The sequence below is a fragment of the Burkholderia sp. SRS-W-2-2016 genome (assembly GCF_001931485.1).
In the GTDB taxonomy this organism is placed as follows: Bacteria; Pseudomonadota; Gammaproteobacteria; order Burkholderiales; family Burkholderiaceae; genus Paraburkholderia.
On the sequence record NZ_MSDV01000062.1, the window covers coordinates 86,252 to 100,823 of the forward strand.

The following is a 14,572-nucleotide window of genomic DNA, read 5'->3' on the forward strand; positions in this document are numbered from 1 at the left end:
CCTACGATTTCTCCGGACGGGCTTTCGCCCCGCGAAGGAGAACATCATGTTGTCGCACGAATTGATCGCGCGGTACGGCGTGCTCATCGTATTCCTGAACGTTTTCGGTTCTTCGCTCGGCTTGCCGCTGCCCGCTGCGCCAACCCTGGTCATGGTTGGCGCGAGCATGTCGCTCGCGCTGGGCGACGTGTCGTCGAGCGTCGGACAGTTCGGCGCAATGCTGGGCGCCGCCGTGATCGGCGGCGCGCTCGGCGACGTCGTCTGGTTCATATGCGGCAAGCGTTTCGGCACGCGCGCACTGCACTGGGTAGGCAAGCTTCTGCCGGGGCGGCAGACCGGTATCGGCCACATGGAGCGATTCGTCGAGCGCTACGGCGTGCGGGTACTTGTCGTCGCGCGGTTCCTGCCGGGACTTTCGCTCGTCTCGGTGCCGCTATGCGGCGCAGTGGCGGTTCGATGGCGCTCGTTCGTCCTGCACGATTGTGCGGGACTAGGCCTGTGGGCAGCGGCGACGCTCGCCGTAGGCGCGATGTTCGCACCGCAGATCGAACATACCGTCGCGCTGCTTTGGCGCTTTTGCTGGCCGGCATTGGCGGCGATCGCGCTGTTGCTCGCGCTCTATATGTCCTGTCGCTACTTGCGGCGCGTCTTTCGTGAAAGAGCGCGCGCAAGCGCCCCACGCGCCGACACGTCCGCACCTATTGCGCAGGGCGCGACGCTCGTGTTGTCCGCCTCTTCCTGTTCGCCGCGCTCAACCGATCGATTGATGCGTAGCGGACAACACTGTGAGCCCGTCGCGGTGTCTACCGCTGCACGTTCCACGTCCCTAAGATGAATTCATGCGGTCGGCGCCACGCGCAACAGCGATCCGCATATCCAATGTTCGACCAACATAGCCAGGAGGCATCATGACGCAACGTATCAACTACATCCAGCAATCGCCCCAACTGTTCAAGAAGTTTCTTGAGTTCAGCAACCTTGCGAAGGAGGGGACGATCGAAGAGACCATCCGCGATCTGGTATCGATTCGCGCTTCGCAAATCAACGGCTGCGCATTTTGCCTGGACATGCACGTGAAGGAAGCGAAGATTCACGGCGAGCGCGAATTGCGTCTTCATCATCTCGCCGCGTGGCGCGAATCGACGTTATTCGCACCGCGTGAGCGGGCCGCGCTAGCGTGGACCGAAGTACTCACGAAGCTGCCGGAACATGGCGTGCCGGACGATATCTACGAACGCGTGCGTACCCAGTTCTCCGAGAAGGAACTGTCGGACCTCACGTACGAAATCATGGCGATCAACGGCTGGAATCGCGCGAACGTCGCGTTCAGAACGGTGCCGGGCTCCGCTGACAAGGCGTTCGGCCTCGACAAGGCAAACCTCTCCTGAGCGCATCAGCTGCGCGTTTGTTCTGCGCCGGCCCGTGCGAGCGGGCCGGCTCATTTCGGAGCACACGACCATGCAATACCTGAAAAATACAGTGTCGGCGGTAATCGTCGCGATGAGCGCTCTCGTGAGCACGACCCACGCAGCGCCGCCGGCCGAGGCTAGCGTCACGCAACTGATGACTCAACCGCTGGCCGATTATCCCGGCAAGGAAGCGCTGATGATTACCGTCGAGTATCCGCCCGGCGCAGCGGACCCGGTGCATCGGCATCACGCGCACGGCTTCATCTATGTGCTGGAGGGGTCGATCGTGATGCAGGTGAAAGGCGGCAAGGAAGTGACGCTCACGCCTGGGCAAACCTTCTACGAAGGCCCGAACGACGTGCACACGGTAGGGCGCAACGCCAGCCAGACGCAGCCCGCGAAATTCCTCGTGCTGCTGCTCAAAGAAAAGGGCGCGCCGATTCTCGTTCCGGACAAGCAAGGGCACTAGCGGACACGTTGGCCGGATGCGTACGCGCTGGCGACCGGCCGGCATGAGCGGCTCGTCCGTAGCCGCACTTCAGGTACGACGAAAAGCTATGCGCGATCTTCACTCTGAGCCGCCACGCGGCCGACTTCGCGTTCTCTCGACGCACGGATTCGGCCTCAAGATTGTGGCGCCACTGCTGAACGACTTTCATGCGCGCTATCCAGAAATCGCATTCGAGCTGCTGTTGAGCGCCGATCCCGTCGATTTCAGCAAGGACCACATCGATCTGTGGTTTCGCGAGGGTTCCGTGGAGGACCGGCAGATCGAAGCGCGCTGGTTGATGCCACGGCAACTGGTGGTCTGTGCATCGCCAGCCTATGCGCGAACCTACGGCTTGCCGCAACATGTCGACGACCTCGCGCGGCATCGCTGCATCAACTTTCGCAATGCGTCGGGAAGTATCCAGCCCTGGTCGTTCAAGGTAGACGGTCTTGCGCAACGGCGCCAGCTCGTCGCCCGGCACACGTTCAACGATGCGAGCCTGATCACGCAGGCTGTTATCGACGGCGTGGGCATTGCTCAATTGCCCGTCTATCACGTTTGCGGTCTGCTCGCGGAGCGCACGCTGCTTCGCTGTCTCGCGCAATATGCGCCGGAAGACGGCGGCCACTACCTCTGCTATCCAAAGCGTACGTCTGTTCCGGCTCGCGTTCGTGTGTTCATCGAATACATGACGGCGCGCATGCACGCGCTCGCTTTGAGGTAATCGACTCCGTCTTCATGCGTCGATCGCAGAACCGCAATCTGCATTTTCGTGTGGACCGTCGATTGGTGATTAACCGGCAACATCGTGGATCATCTCGTGGCTCTACTGCGAAACGAAGCGACTGACTAACATGTTCTTACGGACTGCGCGATTGCACACAGCCCGTAGAAATCCCGGCGAACGAAGCAGCGTAATGCAGCGATGCCGAAAGGGAAATGCGACCGCGGCGCGAGCGCCGTACTCAAATTAACGGAGAGTAGATCATGAAAATCGTCGTAATCGGTGGAACGGGTTTGATCGGCAGCAAGGTCGTTAAGCAGCTTCGCGCACGCGATCATGAAGTCATTGCGGCTTCGCCGGCAACGGGCGTCAACACGATGACCGGAGAAGGCTTGCGCGACGCACTGGCGGGCGCGCGGGTCGTGGTCGACCTCGCCAATTCGCCGTCGTTCGAAGATGCTGCCGTACTCGAATTCTTCGAGACCTCGGGCCGCAATCTGTTTGCGGCCGAGCGTGAAGCCGGCGTCGCACATCACGTCGCGTTGTCGGTTGTCGGTACGGACCGGCTCGCGCAAAGCGGCTATTTCCGCGGCAAGATCGCGCAGGAAAAGCTGATTCGCGAAGCGGGCGTGCCGTACACGATCATTCATTCGACGCAGTTCTTCGAGTTCCTCGGCGGCATTTTGCATTCGGGTAGCGACGGTGATGTCATCCGTCTCTCGCCGGCTTATTTCCAGCCGATTTCTTCCGACGACGTGGCCGCCTCCGTCACCGAGTTCTCCATCGCCGATCCGCTCAACGGGATCGTGGAAATAGCCGGGCCGCAGCGCGTGAGACTCGCTGATCTCGTCCAACGTTTCGCGCGCGCGAACAACGATTCGCGTGCGGTGATCGAGGATCCCGCGGCCCGTTATTTTGGCGCATCGCTTCAGGAAGACACGCTGCTGCCTGGCGCGAATGTGCATCTTGGCGCCGTCAACTTCGACGAGTGGTTCAGCAACGCGCAACCCGCTGGCCGCTGACCGCTGACCGCATATCTGTCCATCGCAGTGAAGTGCAGCCACCGCCCAGCGCGGCAGACCCCTTTTGTTACCAGGAGTACTTACGATGAGCAAAGCAAACCGCAATGTCCAGCCTGTCACCGCGAACGTTGGTAAAGAAGGTTCGGGTGAACTCGTCTCTTCCCGCTACGCTGTGCGAGTGGGTGAAATCGACGTCGTGTTGATCAGCGACGGCATTCTGCCGCTTCCGACCTCGACCATGTCCACCAACGTGAGCGACGGAGACCGCAACGAATGGTTCGATAGCCGTTTCCTCCAACGCGACATGTTCGACTGGGCGCTGAATATCGCGCTTGTGAAAAGCGGCGATCGTCTGATCCTGATCGACTCCGGCGTGGGCGACGGCTTCGAGTACTTCACGCGTGCCGGCCGGTCGGTGATGCGCCTGGAAACGGCCGGCATCGACCTCGCTGCGATCACCGACATCGTGATTACGCATATGCACATGGATCACGTGGGCGGGCTGAACGTGGATGGCGTCAAGGCCAAACTGCGCCCGGACGTGCGCATTCACGTGGCGGCCGCGGAAGTGGAATTCTGGAAAAATCCGGATTTCAGCAAGACGGTGATGCCGGAGGCGGTGCCTCCCGCGCTTCGCAAAGCGGCTGCAACGTTCGTGGAACTCTACGGCAAACAGATCGTGCAGTTCGGCCAGAGCGTGGAAGTTGCGGCGGGCGTGTCGGCACGCGTGACGGGTGGGCACACGCCGGGACACTGCGTCGTCGACGTCGTATCGAACGGCGAGAAGCTGACATTTGTGGGCGATGCGATTTTTGAAGTCGGCTTCGACAATCCCCAATGGCAGAACGGCTTCGAGCACGAACCCGAAGTGGCAACGGACGTGCGCATCGCGCTGCTAAACGAAGCGGCCGAAACGGGCGCTCTGCTGGCCGCCGCGCATGTCGCGTTTCCGTCAATCGGGCACGTCGCGAAGAACGGTGAAACCTTCCGTTTCATCCCGGTGCAGTGGGACTACTGATTGCCTCGACTATCGCCATAGTCAACTAGTGTTCCTTTCCGCTGATTCGCGCACGAAGTCTGTGTAGCCTGGCAAGAATCGAGTCAGCGGAAGCGGCGCACATGAACGATTTATGAACGCCGGGGGCGAGATCGCGATTTGGGCGGCGCGCTATAAGCAAACGCCGCCACTAAATCAATTCGCATAAAACGACCCTGCAAACGCGTGGTCTTTTCTCGCGTCGCGAGAGAGAAATTCAATCGGGAAAAATTACCTTTTACAACTGAACCCGTTTGTACTTCACCGTTAATCCGGCAGTCAGACCCCGGATACTCCAGCCACGCTCGATTAACTTATCGATAAATTTTCACTTGTTCCCGCTGGGAAAAGGCGTTATTAGAGAAGAAGGCAATGTGCGTTGATTTGCCTGGATACGCCTGCAAACCGAGTTCGCCAGTCTTCTCGTTAGCTAACCGATCGCGATTTGTTTGCAAACGTTCCGCTGCTGAGAAAGCCGGAAATGGATCCGAAACGGTTAATGTCTTTCGCGCGGAGGACATCATTGTGACCAGCACTTTGATTGACCGCAGCTCGTTTGCTCTGCACGGCGTGGCAACGAAAGACCCCGACTGCCACGCCTGTCGAAAATCTCTGCGTTCTGCTCGCGGTTATTACCGGTATCGCCTGCGCATTATTCCCGCGTCTATTGGAGTCTGGCTGAGCTTTTGTGCGGCGACGCCCGCGCGAGCCCAATACGATATCGTGATCGGACCTGGAAGCTATTCGTACTCGCAAAAAATAAACAACATTAGCGCGCAAATTGTAGGATCGACGACGATTAATCCGCTGCCGCCTTACCCGTCCCAACTCGGCGGCGCGGGGGTGTCGGTGGAGACGGGCGGCTCGGCGGTGATCGCGCCTGACGAAGGTAGCGCACCCGGCGATATCGTCGTGTACTCGCATTATCGGAGCGGGGCGCCTAACGATGGCCTGTACGTGTCCAGCGGCCGCCTCACGGTCAACGGCAGTGCGCACGGCCACGGCACGTATGTCACGACAGACGGGCTCGACGTGTTCGGTATCTACGCACCGTACTCGTCGTCGAAAACCGCGGAAACGGTGCTGGACGCGACCAATCTCTACATCACCACTTCCGGCGACAGCGCCGACGGCATCCGCGTATACGGCACGGCATTCGGCGCGCCCGTCATCACGCTGCGCGATTCTTCGATAACCACGTCGAGCGGCTTCGCATCGGCGTACGGCGTGTGCGCGTGGGGCGGCGCGACGGTCAATCTCATCAATACGGCGCTGAGCGCGTTGGGAACCGCGACCTATGGCATCACGGCGTCCGCATCGACGATTCATCTCAGCAACGGAACAGTGACGACCGTCGCGCCAAGCGCCTATGCGCTCTACGTGTACAGCGGCTCGACGCTCACTGTCGATGGAACGGCAATCTCGACCAGCGGTACTTCCGGCATCGGCCTCTATGCATCGAGTTCGAACGCCGCTCTCACTGGCGCGCGCTTTTCGACCGCCGGCGATAACGCGCATGGCATCTACGCGACCGGCGCCGATATTTCGGTGAACGGAGGATCCATCGTCACGAGCGGCGCCAGCGCGCATGGCGTCTGGCTGACGAACGGATCGCACGGCGTATTCGACGGCAGCTCGATCGACGTGCGTGGCGCGTCGACCCGCGGACTCTACGTCAACGGTGCGGGCACAACCGCGGCATTCAACGACGGCCGCATTTCGACGGCCGGCGCGAACGGGTACGGCGTGTATGGGACGTCGGGCGCGGTCGTCACCACGCAAGGCGGCAGCGTATCGACGAGCGGAGCAGGTGCCTACGCTTTCTGGATCGCCGGCGCAGCGTCTGCGACGCTGAGCGGCACTGCGCTCACCACGTCCGGCTCCAACGCATACGGTTTGCTCGTCGGCGGGACCAGTGCGAGCGCAACGACGAGCGACGTCGCCGTGAATACGTCGGGCAGCGGCGCGTCGGGCTATTACGTGTGGTCCACGGGCATTCTGCGAGCGGACGGCGGGACGGTCGCGACCACGGGAAATAACGCGGCGGGCGTAGTCGTCGATGGGTTATCGAGCGCGGCGCTGGGCCGCGATGCCGCCGGCGCCGGCGTGAGCGTCACAACCAGCGGCACCGGCGCGAATGCGGTACGTGTGTCCAATGGCGGCAGCTTCAGCGCCACCGGTGCTTCATTGCATGCGCGCGGCGCGGGCGGCAACGGCGTTTATCTCACCGGCACGGCGACGCTCGGGGTGGGAGCGGCACCGGGCGATGCGGCGGGCGTCGATGCGCCGCCGGCTGCTCCCGGCATCGATACGAGCTTTACGCCCGTGATGCAATCGGCCGCCGTAGTGCATGCGAGCGGTCCGCAGGAAAATCTCACTCTCACCGACACGACCGTTCAATCCGACAACGGGGCGGGCATCTATGTGGCGGGCGGCATCGCCAATGTCGGCTTGAGCGGTTCGACGGTGACCGGTGCGACGGCGGCGATTCAGGCTACAACCGCTACGCTTGCGTCGACGGTGACGATCGCCGCGGACAGTTCGACGTTGAACGGGGCGGTACTCACGGATACGGGCAGCAGCACGTCGCTCGATTTATCGAACGGGAGTCGCTGGAACGTGACCGGCGACTCGACGGTCACCACGCTACAGAATGCGGCCAGTCTGATCGATTTTCAGGCGGCGCCGACGCTCGCTCAAGCGCCGACCGTGGCCAGTTCCTATCGCACCGTCCACGTCACCGGCGATTACGCTGGCGCGAATGGCAGCGTCGCGCTGAACACCTGGCTCAATGCCGGCGGAGCGTTGGGCGCGCAATTCACCGACCGCCTGCTGGTCGCGGGCAACGCGTCGGGTGTGACGCAGATCGACGTCAAACCGGTGGCGGCGAGTCCCGGGGGACTCACAGCGCCGAGCGGCCTCATCGGTCCCGATGAAGGCATCTCGGTCGTGCAGGTGGCCGGCAATTCGACCCAGGGCGCCTTCCGGCTGGCCGGCGACTATGTCGTCGCGCCGGATAGCCCCTACACGTACCGGCTCTATGCGTACGGGCCGCAATCGTCGCACGGTGCGTCTGACGCGTCGCAGCAGCTGGTCGGCAGCGGTGGAGCGCACTGGGACTATCGTCTGCAAAGCGCCTATGTGACGCCCGAGGGGCCTGTCGATCCGGAGGACTTGCCCGGGCCGGGGCCGGGGCCATCGCCCGAGCAGGAGATCGAACTGCCGATACCGTCCGATGCGCGGCCCGCGGTTGCCCCGCAGATTGCGGCGTATCTCAGCGCACCGGTCGCCTTCCTGTATGCCGGCATGCTCGACATGGACATGTTGCACCGGCGCCTGGGCGAGATTCGCGACGACGGTCCGCTCGGGCGCGACGGCGGCGACGGCGAGATGTTTTTCCGCGCCTATGGTGGCGATTTCCGCTACTCGTCGAACATCGGGTTTCAGCAGTTCGGCTACGACATGTCCGGCGATTACAGCGCGATTCAGTTCGGCGCGAATGCATTCACGCTGCGCAATACCGACGGACTGTGGCGTTTTGGACTGGCGGGAACGGTTGGTTGGCTGCATTTCGAACCCGAAGCCGTCGATGGACCGAGTTCCAGCCGTTCGAATATCTTTCGCTTCTCCGGTTATGGAACCTATCAGAGCCGGCAGGGATGGTACTTCGACGGCATTCTCTCCGCGGGCTGGTTCAACGGCCACGTCGATACCAGCGCGCGCGGCCAGACGATGAAACTGCAGGGCAACGCATACGCAGCCTCGATGGAGGCGGGCTATCCGGTCGCGCTGCCTTATCGGCTGCATATCGAACCGCAGATCCAGCTGGTCGGTCAGCATCTGAGCTTCCACAATTCCTTCGATGCGGACGATCTGGACGTGAACATCGGCGCGCAGAACCAGTTGGTCGGACGCCTGGGCGTGCGCCTGACCAGACCGTTCGACGTGAGCAGCGGACTGCTCACGCCTTATGCTGCGATCGATCTGCTGCATTCGTTTACCGACGGCACCAGCGTCCAGGTGAGCGGCGTTCAGTTCACGAGCGGCAAACTCGGCGATGCGCTTCAGTACTCGCTCGGGCTCAATGGAACACCCACGGCCAGGCTCTCGCTGTACGGGAGAGTTTCCTATCAGCAGGCGATTGGTAATGCGGGCGTGCGAGGCTGGCTGTTCAATGCCGGGGCGCGATATTTGTTCTAAATACTCCGGGTTGATTGTTGGTGTTCGAAGGATGATTTCCAAAGACGCACGCTTATTTCACCGCGCGCTTTCTGGTGGCCAGGAAGTCGTCGAACTCCTGCATGCTGAGGCCTTCGACCGAGGTGGGCGTGAGGCCGGCGGCGCGCATGCCGTCGAGCAGGAAGGCGAGGTGGAGGCGCCAGAGCTCCGGCTTGGCAGGCGGACTCAGGTCGATGACCGTGCGCATCATCACCAGCAGCGGTCCGATGTCGGTGGCGCAAGCATCCGCGCGCACGCCGCCCGCGCGCTGCGCGCGTTCGAACAACCCCGCCGCCGCTTGTTCGAAGCGCTTCTGGACTTGCGGGCTGGCGATGCCATCGGCGGGGGACAGGTGGTGCAGGCCGCGATGGCGTGCCTGCGTCGCCACCACGGTTTCGAAGAAGCCGGCGAAGCCCTTCCTCGAGGGATCGGCCGCGGCCAGCGCAGCTTCGGCGTCGGCAATCAACTGCTGCATGGCGCCTTCGAGCACTTCGGAGGCCAGCGCCTGCTTGTTGGGGGAGTGGCGGTAGGCGGTACCCACGCCGACCCCGGCATGGCGCGCTACGTCATCGAGCGTGGCGGACAGGCCGCGCGGAACTGTACTATATTCAATGCTCGAAGCGAGGATATCCGTGAGGCACGACGGCCGAAAGGGGTAGCTCATGAGTACGAAACTTCACATGCTGCGACGCTTCAAGTCCGCTTTACTCATCGCTGCGCTCTGCTCGGTGAGCGCTCAACCGGCTTATCCGCAACAGCCGTCAACACCGCAGCAGCAAACCGCGTCTCAAGCGCAGGCCCGCGCGATCCTGATGCGAATGGCGGAGTTCCTGGCTAACGCGAAGGCGTTCAGCGTCAGTGTGCGTAGCGGCTATGACGCCGTTCAACCGTCCGGACAAAAAATCGAATTCGGTGAACTGCGAAATATCACGGTGAGCCGGCCCGACCGCTTGCGGGTTGAAAGCGAACGTAGCGACGGCACCAGAACCGTTGCCGTTTTCGACGGCAAAGACATCATCGTGGTCGATGCCGCCAATAACGTCTACGCGACCAAACAGCAGCCAGGTAACGTCGACGTCACGCTGGTCCATTTCGTTCGCGATCTGCATTTGCGCTTTCCGATGGCAATGCTGCTGACGAGCCGGCTGCCCGCGGAATTCGAGGAGCGGGTGCGGCAGGTCGATTATGTGGAAAAGACGAACATCGAGGGCGTTCCCACGCATCACATCGCCGCTCGCACCGATACGGTGGACTTTCAGGTGTGGATCGCGGACGGCAATGAGCCGTACCCCGTGCGCGTCGTCCTGACGTATAAGAACGCGCCCGGTCAGCCCCAGTTCTGGGGGCAGTTGTCGAACTGGAACTTTGCGCCGAAGCTGGCCGACGACACGTTCGTCGTGAAGATCCCCGACGGTGCGAAGAAGATCGCGTTCGCCGCCGATATCCCCACGCTGCCTTCCAATTCACGCAGGTCGACGCCGGCCACAGGAGGCACGAAATGAAAGCCCTTTCATGGAGTCGTGTCGGTACAGCGATGCTGGCCGGTCTCGTGCTTGCCGCAAGCATGCCCGATGCCGGCGCGGCGGGTCGAGGCGAGCGTGGCGGCCGGGGCGGCGGTGAGCGCGGCGGCGGCGAGGGCGGTTTTTCACGCGGCGGCGCCGCGGCGGGCGGATCGTTCTCGTCGGGGCGCGCGGGCGGCGCGAATGCCGGCGCGGGGCAGGCGGCGGCGGGTCAGCGCAGGCAGGCGGCCGGCGAAAATCAGGCGCAGCGACAGTCCGCGATGAATCAGGCGCAACAAACCTCAGGCGCCAACCAGGCGCAGCGACAAGCGTCGCGAAGTCAGGCGCAGCAGACCTCCAGCGCCAATCAGGCACAACGGCAAGCCGCTGCTAGCCAGAATCAGTCGCAACGGCAAGCCGCCGCCAGCCAGAACCAGTCGCAACGGCAAGCTGCCGCCAGCCAGAACCAGTCGCAACGACAGACAGCCGTCAACGACTGCTACAACTGCGGCGGATCCAGTTGGGACAACGACGCGGCCGCCGGATTTGTCGCCGGCGCGATGGTGGTCGGCACCGCGGCGGCCGTCGCAACGGCGGCGACGCCACCGCCCGTGAGTACGGCGGCGCCGATGCCGGCTCCCCCGCCGCCGGCGGCAATGCCGCCTTGCAATGTCGATCCGATCCTGGTCAGCGGCGCGCCTTACTACAAATGTGGGGCGACCTGGTACACGGAGGGGTACGGAAACGGCGGCGTCGTGTACGTGCCAACCCAGCCGCCCGCGGGCCATTCGTAGCCGTTTCCGCGCAAAGCAGCTGCCGCGGCGCCGGCGTGCCGGGCGATCGCGTGTTCGATGAACGCGCGGCCGAAGCTATCGATTGGGAAACCGCTCATCACCTTCTTATGAGTAATCGGGCGCAGCAGATCGGCGCAAGATGCCGGCATTGATCGGGGAGACCGCATGACAAAGTTGCTGATCGACCTGGTCATATTTCTTGCGTCCGCGCTGATCGCCGTGCCGCTCGCAGTCCGTCTCGGCTTCGGCGCTGTGCTCGGGTATCTGGTGGCGGGCATCATGATCGGTCCATGGGGGCTGCAAATGGTGACCGACATCGACGCGATCCTCCATTTTTCCGAGCTGGGTATCGTGCTGATGATGTTCGTGATCGGACTCGAGATGAGGGTCGACGCGCTGTGGGCGATGCGCCGCACGATCTTCGGCTACGGCACGATGCAGATGACCGTCTGCGCCGCTGCGCTGCTGGGCATCTTCGTGATGTTGGGTTTGCCATGGCGCATTGCATTGACGGGCGGCCTCGCGCTTTCGCTGTCGTCCACCGCAATGGTCATGTCGGAGTTGCAGGAGCGCAAGCTGATGGATATGCCGACGGGCCGGGCCGGCTTCGGCATTCTGCTGTTCCAGGATATGGCGGCCATCCCGCTGATCGCTCTGCTGCCATTGCTCGCACCGAGGGTGGCGGTCACTGCGGCGGAACCGGGTTGGCTGCTCGCGTTGAAGGCGCTCGCCATGGTCGTCGCGGTCGCCCTAGCTGGCCGCTACCTGCTGCATTTCGTGCTGCGTTTGATCACCAGCGTCAAGGTCCCCGAGATTTTTACCGCGTTCGCGCTGCTCTGGATCGTGGGCATTGCATTGATGATGCAGACCGTGCATCTGTCGATGTCGCTCGGCGCGTTTGTCGCGGGAGTGCTGCTCGCGGATTCGGAATACCGGCATCAGATCGAAGTCGATATGGCTCCGTTCAAGGGGTTGTTGCTCGGCCTGTTTTTCATCGCAGTGGGCATGTCGATCGATTTCGGCGTGTTGATGCGCGAGCCGGTCCGCGTCGCGGTTCTCGTCGTCGCACTGGTCAGCATCAAGACGATCGCACAGTGGCTACTCGCAAGCAGATTCGGTGTGCCGGCTTCGCAACGCTCGTACTTTGCGATTCTGCTGTCGCAAGGCGGCGAGTTCGCGTTCGTGGTGATGGCTGCGTCGCTGGCCGCGGGGGTCATCGATCAACGTCAGTCGTCGCTTGTCACACTGGTCGTCGCGCTTTCGATGGTCTCGACGCCTTTATTGTTGCTTGTGCACCGTCGGCTTTCGCAGCCAACCGTCAGTCGCGAACCCGGATAGCGTCATCTCTTTGAGCTCAAGGCCGACTGGTGTTTTCGGTGCGCCTGCCGCCTGGCCGTAGCCGGCGGCCCAAGGTATTGCGCAGGATACGAGCGTTCATGTGGGACGCCGAAAAAGCCAAAATGGAAGTTATCTGGTTAAATTCCCGAAAGCCAATCGGGTTCGTCCACATATATCGTCGATGCTCCCGCGCGGCAATCCACCCGCTTTCCAATCAAGGGATCATCAAGACAAATGGAGAATCTACTCGTCGAAATCAGTCCGGACAGATGGGCCTTCGTGCTGGATACGCTCACCGCGTTCTCGATTCGACTGTGCGCCGCCGCGGCGATACTGGTGATCGGATGGTGGGTCGCGCGCCGCGTGTCGCGGTCGTTGAGCCGGCTCCTGTCGCGTCAAGCACGCATGGACGCCACGTTGCGACCGATCCTCTGCGACATCAGTTTGTGGAGCATTCGCACTGTCGCGATCGTCGGCGCGCTGTCGCAGTTAGGCATCCAGACGGCCAGCATCATTGCCGTGCTGGGCGCCGCCGGCCTTGCGATCGGTCTCGCGCTGCAAGGCACGATGCAGAACATCGCGGCTGGCATCATGCTGCTGGTGTTGCGGCCGTTCAAGGTGGGCGACTACATCGAGGGCGGAGCCGGCAGCGTCGCGGGCACGGTCGTCGAAGTCAATCTGTTCACGACGCGCCTCACCAAACCCGACGGCATCTGCGAATACGTGCCGAACAGCGCGTTGTGGAGCAATTCGATCCGCAACTACAGCCGTAATCCGATGCGCCGGCTCGATCTCGAAGTGGAGATCGCTATCGGCGATGACGTCGATCGCGCGCTCGAGGTGCTGCGTACCCTCGCCGCGGCCGACCCGCGTGCGCTTCGCGATCCCGCGCCGCAGGCGATGGTCATCCGCTTCGACGACAGCACGGTGGTGCTGAATATTCGCGTCTGGTCGAACACGGACATGTTCTGGAACATGCGCTGGGAGCTCGCGCGTCAGGTGCGTCAAACACTGACCGACGCGCAATATTCGCTGCCGTTGCGCACGCGAGAATTGCACATCGTGTCGAGCGCGACGGCTGCGACGGCAACCGGTACAGCCGATGCAGCCGCCGGTCAGGCAGGGCTATCCGCGATCGGGAAACCGGAGCAGGGGATTTAACTCCGGGGCCTCGATCGCGCGGATGTTGGACAGCCTGGCCGGGATTGGTGACAATCAGGCGGTCCTTACGCCAATCGACGTGTCTATGACTATTTCGCGTCCGCGTCCCGTGGCTCTCGTCACGGGTTCGACTTCCGGTATCGGCGCTGCCATCGCCCGGCGGCTCTCGAATGATGGATTTTCTGTCGCCCTGCATTCGCGTAGTTCAGCGCAAACGGGGCAGGCGATGGCTCGTGAACTTGGGTCCGCCATCTACATACAAGCCGATCTCGCCGATGACGCCGAAAGGGTTCGGCTTATCCGCGAAGCTGTCTCGGCCTGGGGGCGACTCGACGTGCTCGTCAACAACGCCGGTATTAGCCGGGTGATCCCCCACGCGGATCTGGCCGCAGCAACGCCAGCGATCTGGCAAGAGCTGCACGAGATCAACGTGATCGCGCCTTTTCGTTTGATAGCTGAAGCGGAGCCTGCCTTGCGTGAAGCAGCTCGCCGAGGCCGCCCGGGTTGCGTAATCAACATCAGTTCGCACGCAGGTGTTCGACCTAAGGGCGCGTCAATTCCGTACTCGGCCGCCAAGGCTGCGCTTAACCATATGACCCGTTTGCTGGCTCTGTCGCTAGGGCCCGATATTCGAGTAAATGGTGTCGCTCCCGGATTGGTGGATACGCCATTGACCGCGGACTGGACTCAAGCGCGGGATCTGTGGGCGACGCGGTCTCCAATGCGGCGCTCAGCGAGTCCCGACGATATTGCTCAGGCTGTTGCGATGCTGATCGCGTCAGACTATCTGACGGGAGAGATTCTGCTGTCGGATGGGGGGTTGAATCTTACGTAGTGATGTGCGGGATTGGGCGCTTTGGGGAGTTTGGGAGGGGCGGTTG

13 protein-coding genes are annotated in these 14,572 nt (G+C 62.3%); 12 read left to right on the plus strand and 1 reads right to left on the minus strand.

Going from position 1 to position 14,572, the window contains the following annotated elements; translation table 11 throughout:
- Window positions 1-46: 46 nt before the first annotated feature.
- The 7 genes from BTH42_RS26870 (at window position 47) to BTH42_RS26900 (ending at window position 8,881) form a co-directional block, all read left to right on the plus strand.
- On the plus strand, window positions 47-835 hold the full coding sequence (locus tag BTH42_RS26870; protein ID WP_075304203.1) for a DedA family protein: 789 nt from the start codon (window positions 47-49) through the stop codon (window positions 833-835).
- Window positions 836-908: 73 nt separating this feature from the next.
- A complete protein-coding gene (locus BTH42_RS26875; RefSeq protein WP_075304204.1) occupies window positions 909-1,388 on the plus strand; it encodes a carboxymuconolactone decarboxylase family protein in 480 nt (159 codons plus the stop codon).
- Between the two features lie 70 nt (window positions 1,389-1,458).
- A complete protein-coding gene (locus tag BTH42_RS26880) occupies window positions 1,459-1,878 on the plus strand; it encodes a cupin domain-containing protein (protein ID WP_075304205.1) in 420 nt (139 codons plus the stop codon).
- 88 nt (window positions 1,879-1,966) lie between these two features.
- Window positions 1,967-2,623, plus strand: coding sequence for a substrate binding domain-containing protein (locus BTH42_RS26885; protein ID WP_075304206.1), 657 nt, complete (start codon window positions 1,967-1,969; stop codon window positions 2,621-2,623).
- Window positions 2,624-2,886: 263 nt separating this feature from the next.
- Window positions 2,887-3,645, plus strand: a complete 759-nt coding sequence (locus BTH42_RS26890) for an SDR family oxidoreductase (RefSeq protein WP_075304207.1) — start codon at window positions 2,887-2,889, stop codon at window positions 3,643-3,645.
- 85 nt (window positions 3,646-3,730) lie between these two features.
- Window positions 3,731-4,663, plus strand: a complete 933-nt coding sequence (locus BTH42_RS26895) for an MBL fold metallo-hydrolase (RefSeq protein ID WP_075304208.1) — start codon at window positions 3,731-3,733, stop codon at window positions 4,661-4,663.
- Between the two features lie 861 nt (window positions 4,664-5,524).
- Window positions 5,525-8,881: an autotransporter outer membrane beta-barrel domain-containing protein gene (locus tag BTH42_RS26900; protein WP_075304209.1), complete on the plus strand. Its 3,357-nt coding sequence runs from the start codon at window positions 5,525-5,527 to the stop codon at window positions 8,879-8,881.
- 52 nt (window positions 8,882-8,933) lie between these two features.
- On the opposite strand, the gene BTH42_RS26905 is transcribed toward BTH42_RS26900, so the two are convergent.
- A complete protein-coding gene (locus BTH42_RS26905; protein WP_075304210.1) occupies window positions 8,934-9,563 on the minus strand; it encodes a TetR/AcrR family transcriptional regulator in 630 nt (209 codons plus the stop codon).
- A gap of 16 nt (window positions 9,564-9,579) precedes the next feature.
- Here BTH42_RS26905 and BTH42_RS26910 point away from each other — a divergent pair, with 16 nt between their 5' ends.
- From BTH42_RS26910 to BTH42_RS26930, 5 genes are all read left to right on the plus strand, one after another.
- Entirely contained in the window at window positions 9,580-10,401 is an 822-nt protein-coding gene (locus BTH42_RS26910) for a DUF2092 domain-containing protein (RefSeq protein ID WP_256702306.1), read from the plus strand.
- A 32-nt stretch (window positions 10,402-10,433) separates the two neighbouring features.
- Complete coding sequence (locus BTH42_RS26915; protein ID WP_075304211.1) at window positions 10,434-11,192, plus strand: hypothetical protein; 759 nt, start codon at window positions 10,434-10,436, stop codon at window positions 11,190-11,192.
- 165 nt (window positions 11,193-11,357) lie between these two features.
- The gene (locus BTH42_RS26920) at window positions 11,358-12,530 is read left to right on the plus strand and encodes a monovalent cation:proton antiporter-2 (CPA2) family protein (RefSeq protein WP_075304212.1); all 1,173 of its coding nucleotides are present in this window, start codon (window positions 11,358-11,360) and stop codon (window positions 12,528-12,530) included.
- A gap of 234 nt (window positions 12,531-12,764) precedes the next feature.
- Window positions 12,765-13,691 carry a mechanosensitive ion channel family protein gene (locus tag BTH42_RS26925; protein ID WP_075304213.1) on the plus strand — a complete coding sequence of 309 codons (927 nt, stop codon included), beginning with the start codon at window positions 12,765-12,767 and terminating at the stop codon, window positions 13,689-13,691.
- An 85-nt stretch (window positions 13,692-13,776) separates the two neighbouring features.
- Window positions 13,777-14,526 carry an SDR family NAD(P)-dependent oxidoreductase gene (locus BTH42_RS26930; protein WP_075304227.1) on the plus strand — a complete coding sequence of 250 codons (750 nt, stop codon included), beginning with the start codon at window positions 13,777-13,779 and terminating at the stop codon, window positions 14,524-14,526.
- The last annotated feature ends 46 nt before the right edge of the window (window positions 14,527-14,572 follow it).

Coding starts and splice junctions, on each gene's coding strand:
- BTH42_RS26905 (WP_075304210.1), bottom strand. CDS start 9,563: ATGAGCTACCCCTTTCGGCCGTCGTGCCTCACGGATATCCTCGCTTCG.
- BTH42_RS26895 (WP_075304208.1), top strand. CDS start 3,731: ATGAGCAAAGCAAACCGCAATGTCCAGCCTGTCACCGCGAACGTTGGT.
- BTH42_RS26885 (WP_075304206.1), top strand. CDS start 1,967: ATGCGCGATCTTCACTCTGAGCCGCCACGCGGCCGACTTCGCGTTCTC.
- BTH42_RS26920 (WP_075304212.1), top strand. CDS start 11,358: ATGACAAAGTTGCTGATCGACCTGGTCATATTTCTTGCGTCCGCGCTG.
- BTH42_RS26915 (WP_075304211.1), top strand. CDS start 10,434: ATGCTGGCCGGTCTCGTGCTTGCCGCAAGCATGCCCGATGCCGGCGCG.
- BTH42_RS26890 (WP_075304207.1), top strand. CDS start 2,887: ATGAAAATCGTCGTAATCGGTGGAACGGGTTTGATCGGCAGCAAGGTC.
- BTH42_RS26870 (WP_075304203.1), top strand. CDS start 47: ATGTTGTCGCACGAATTGATCGCGCGGTACGGCGTGCTCATCGTATTC.
- BTH42_RS26875 (WP_075304204.1), top strand. CDS start 909: ATGACGCAACGTATCAACTACATCCAGCAATCGCCCCAACTGTTCAAG.
- BTH42_RS26925 (WP_075304213.1), top strand. CDS start 12,765: ATGGAGAATCTACTCGTCGAAATCAGTCCGGACAGATGGGCCTTCGTG.
- BTH42_RS26930 (WP_075304227.1), top strand. CDS start 13,777: ATGACTATTTCGCGTCCGCGTCCCGTGGCTCTCGTCACGGGTTCGACT.
- BTH42_RS26910 (WP_256702306.1), top strand. CDS start 9,580: ATGCTGCGACGCTTCAAGTCCGCTTTACTCATCGCTGCGCTCTGCTCG.
- BTH42_RS26880 (WP_075304205.1), top strand. CDS start 1,459: ATGCAATACCTGAAAAATACAGTGTCGGCGGTAATCGTCGCGATGAGC.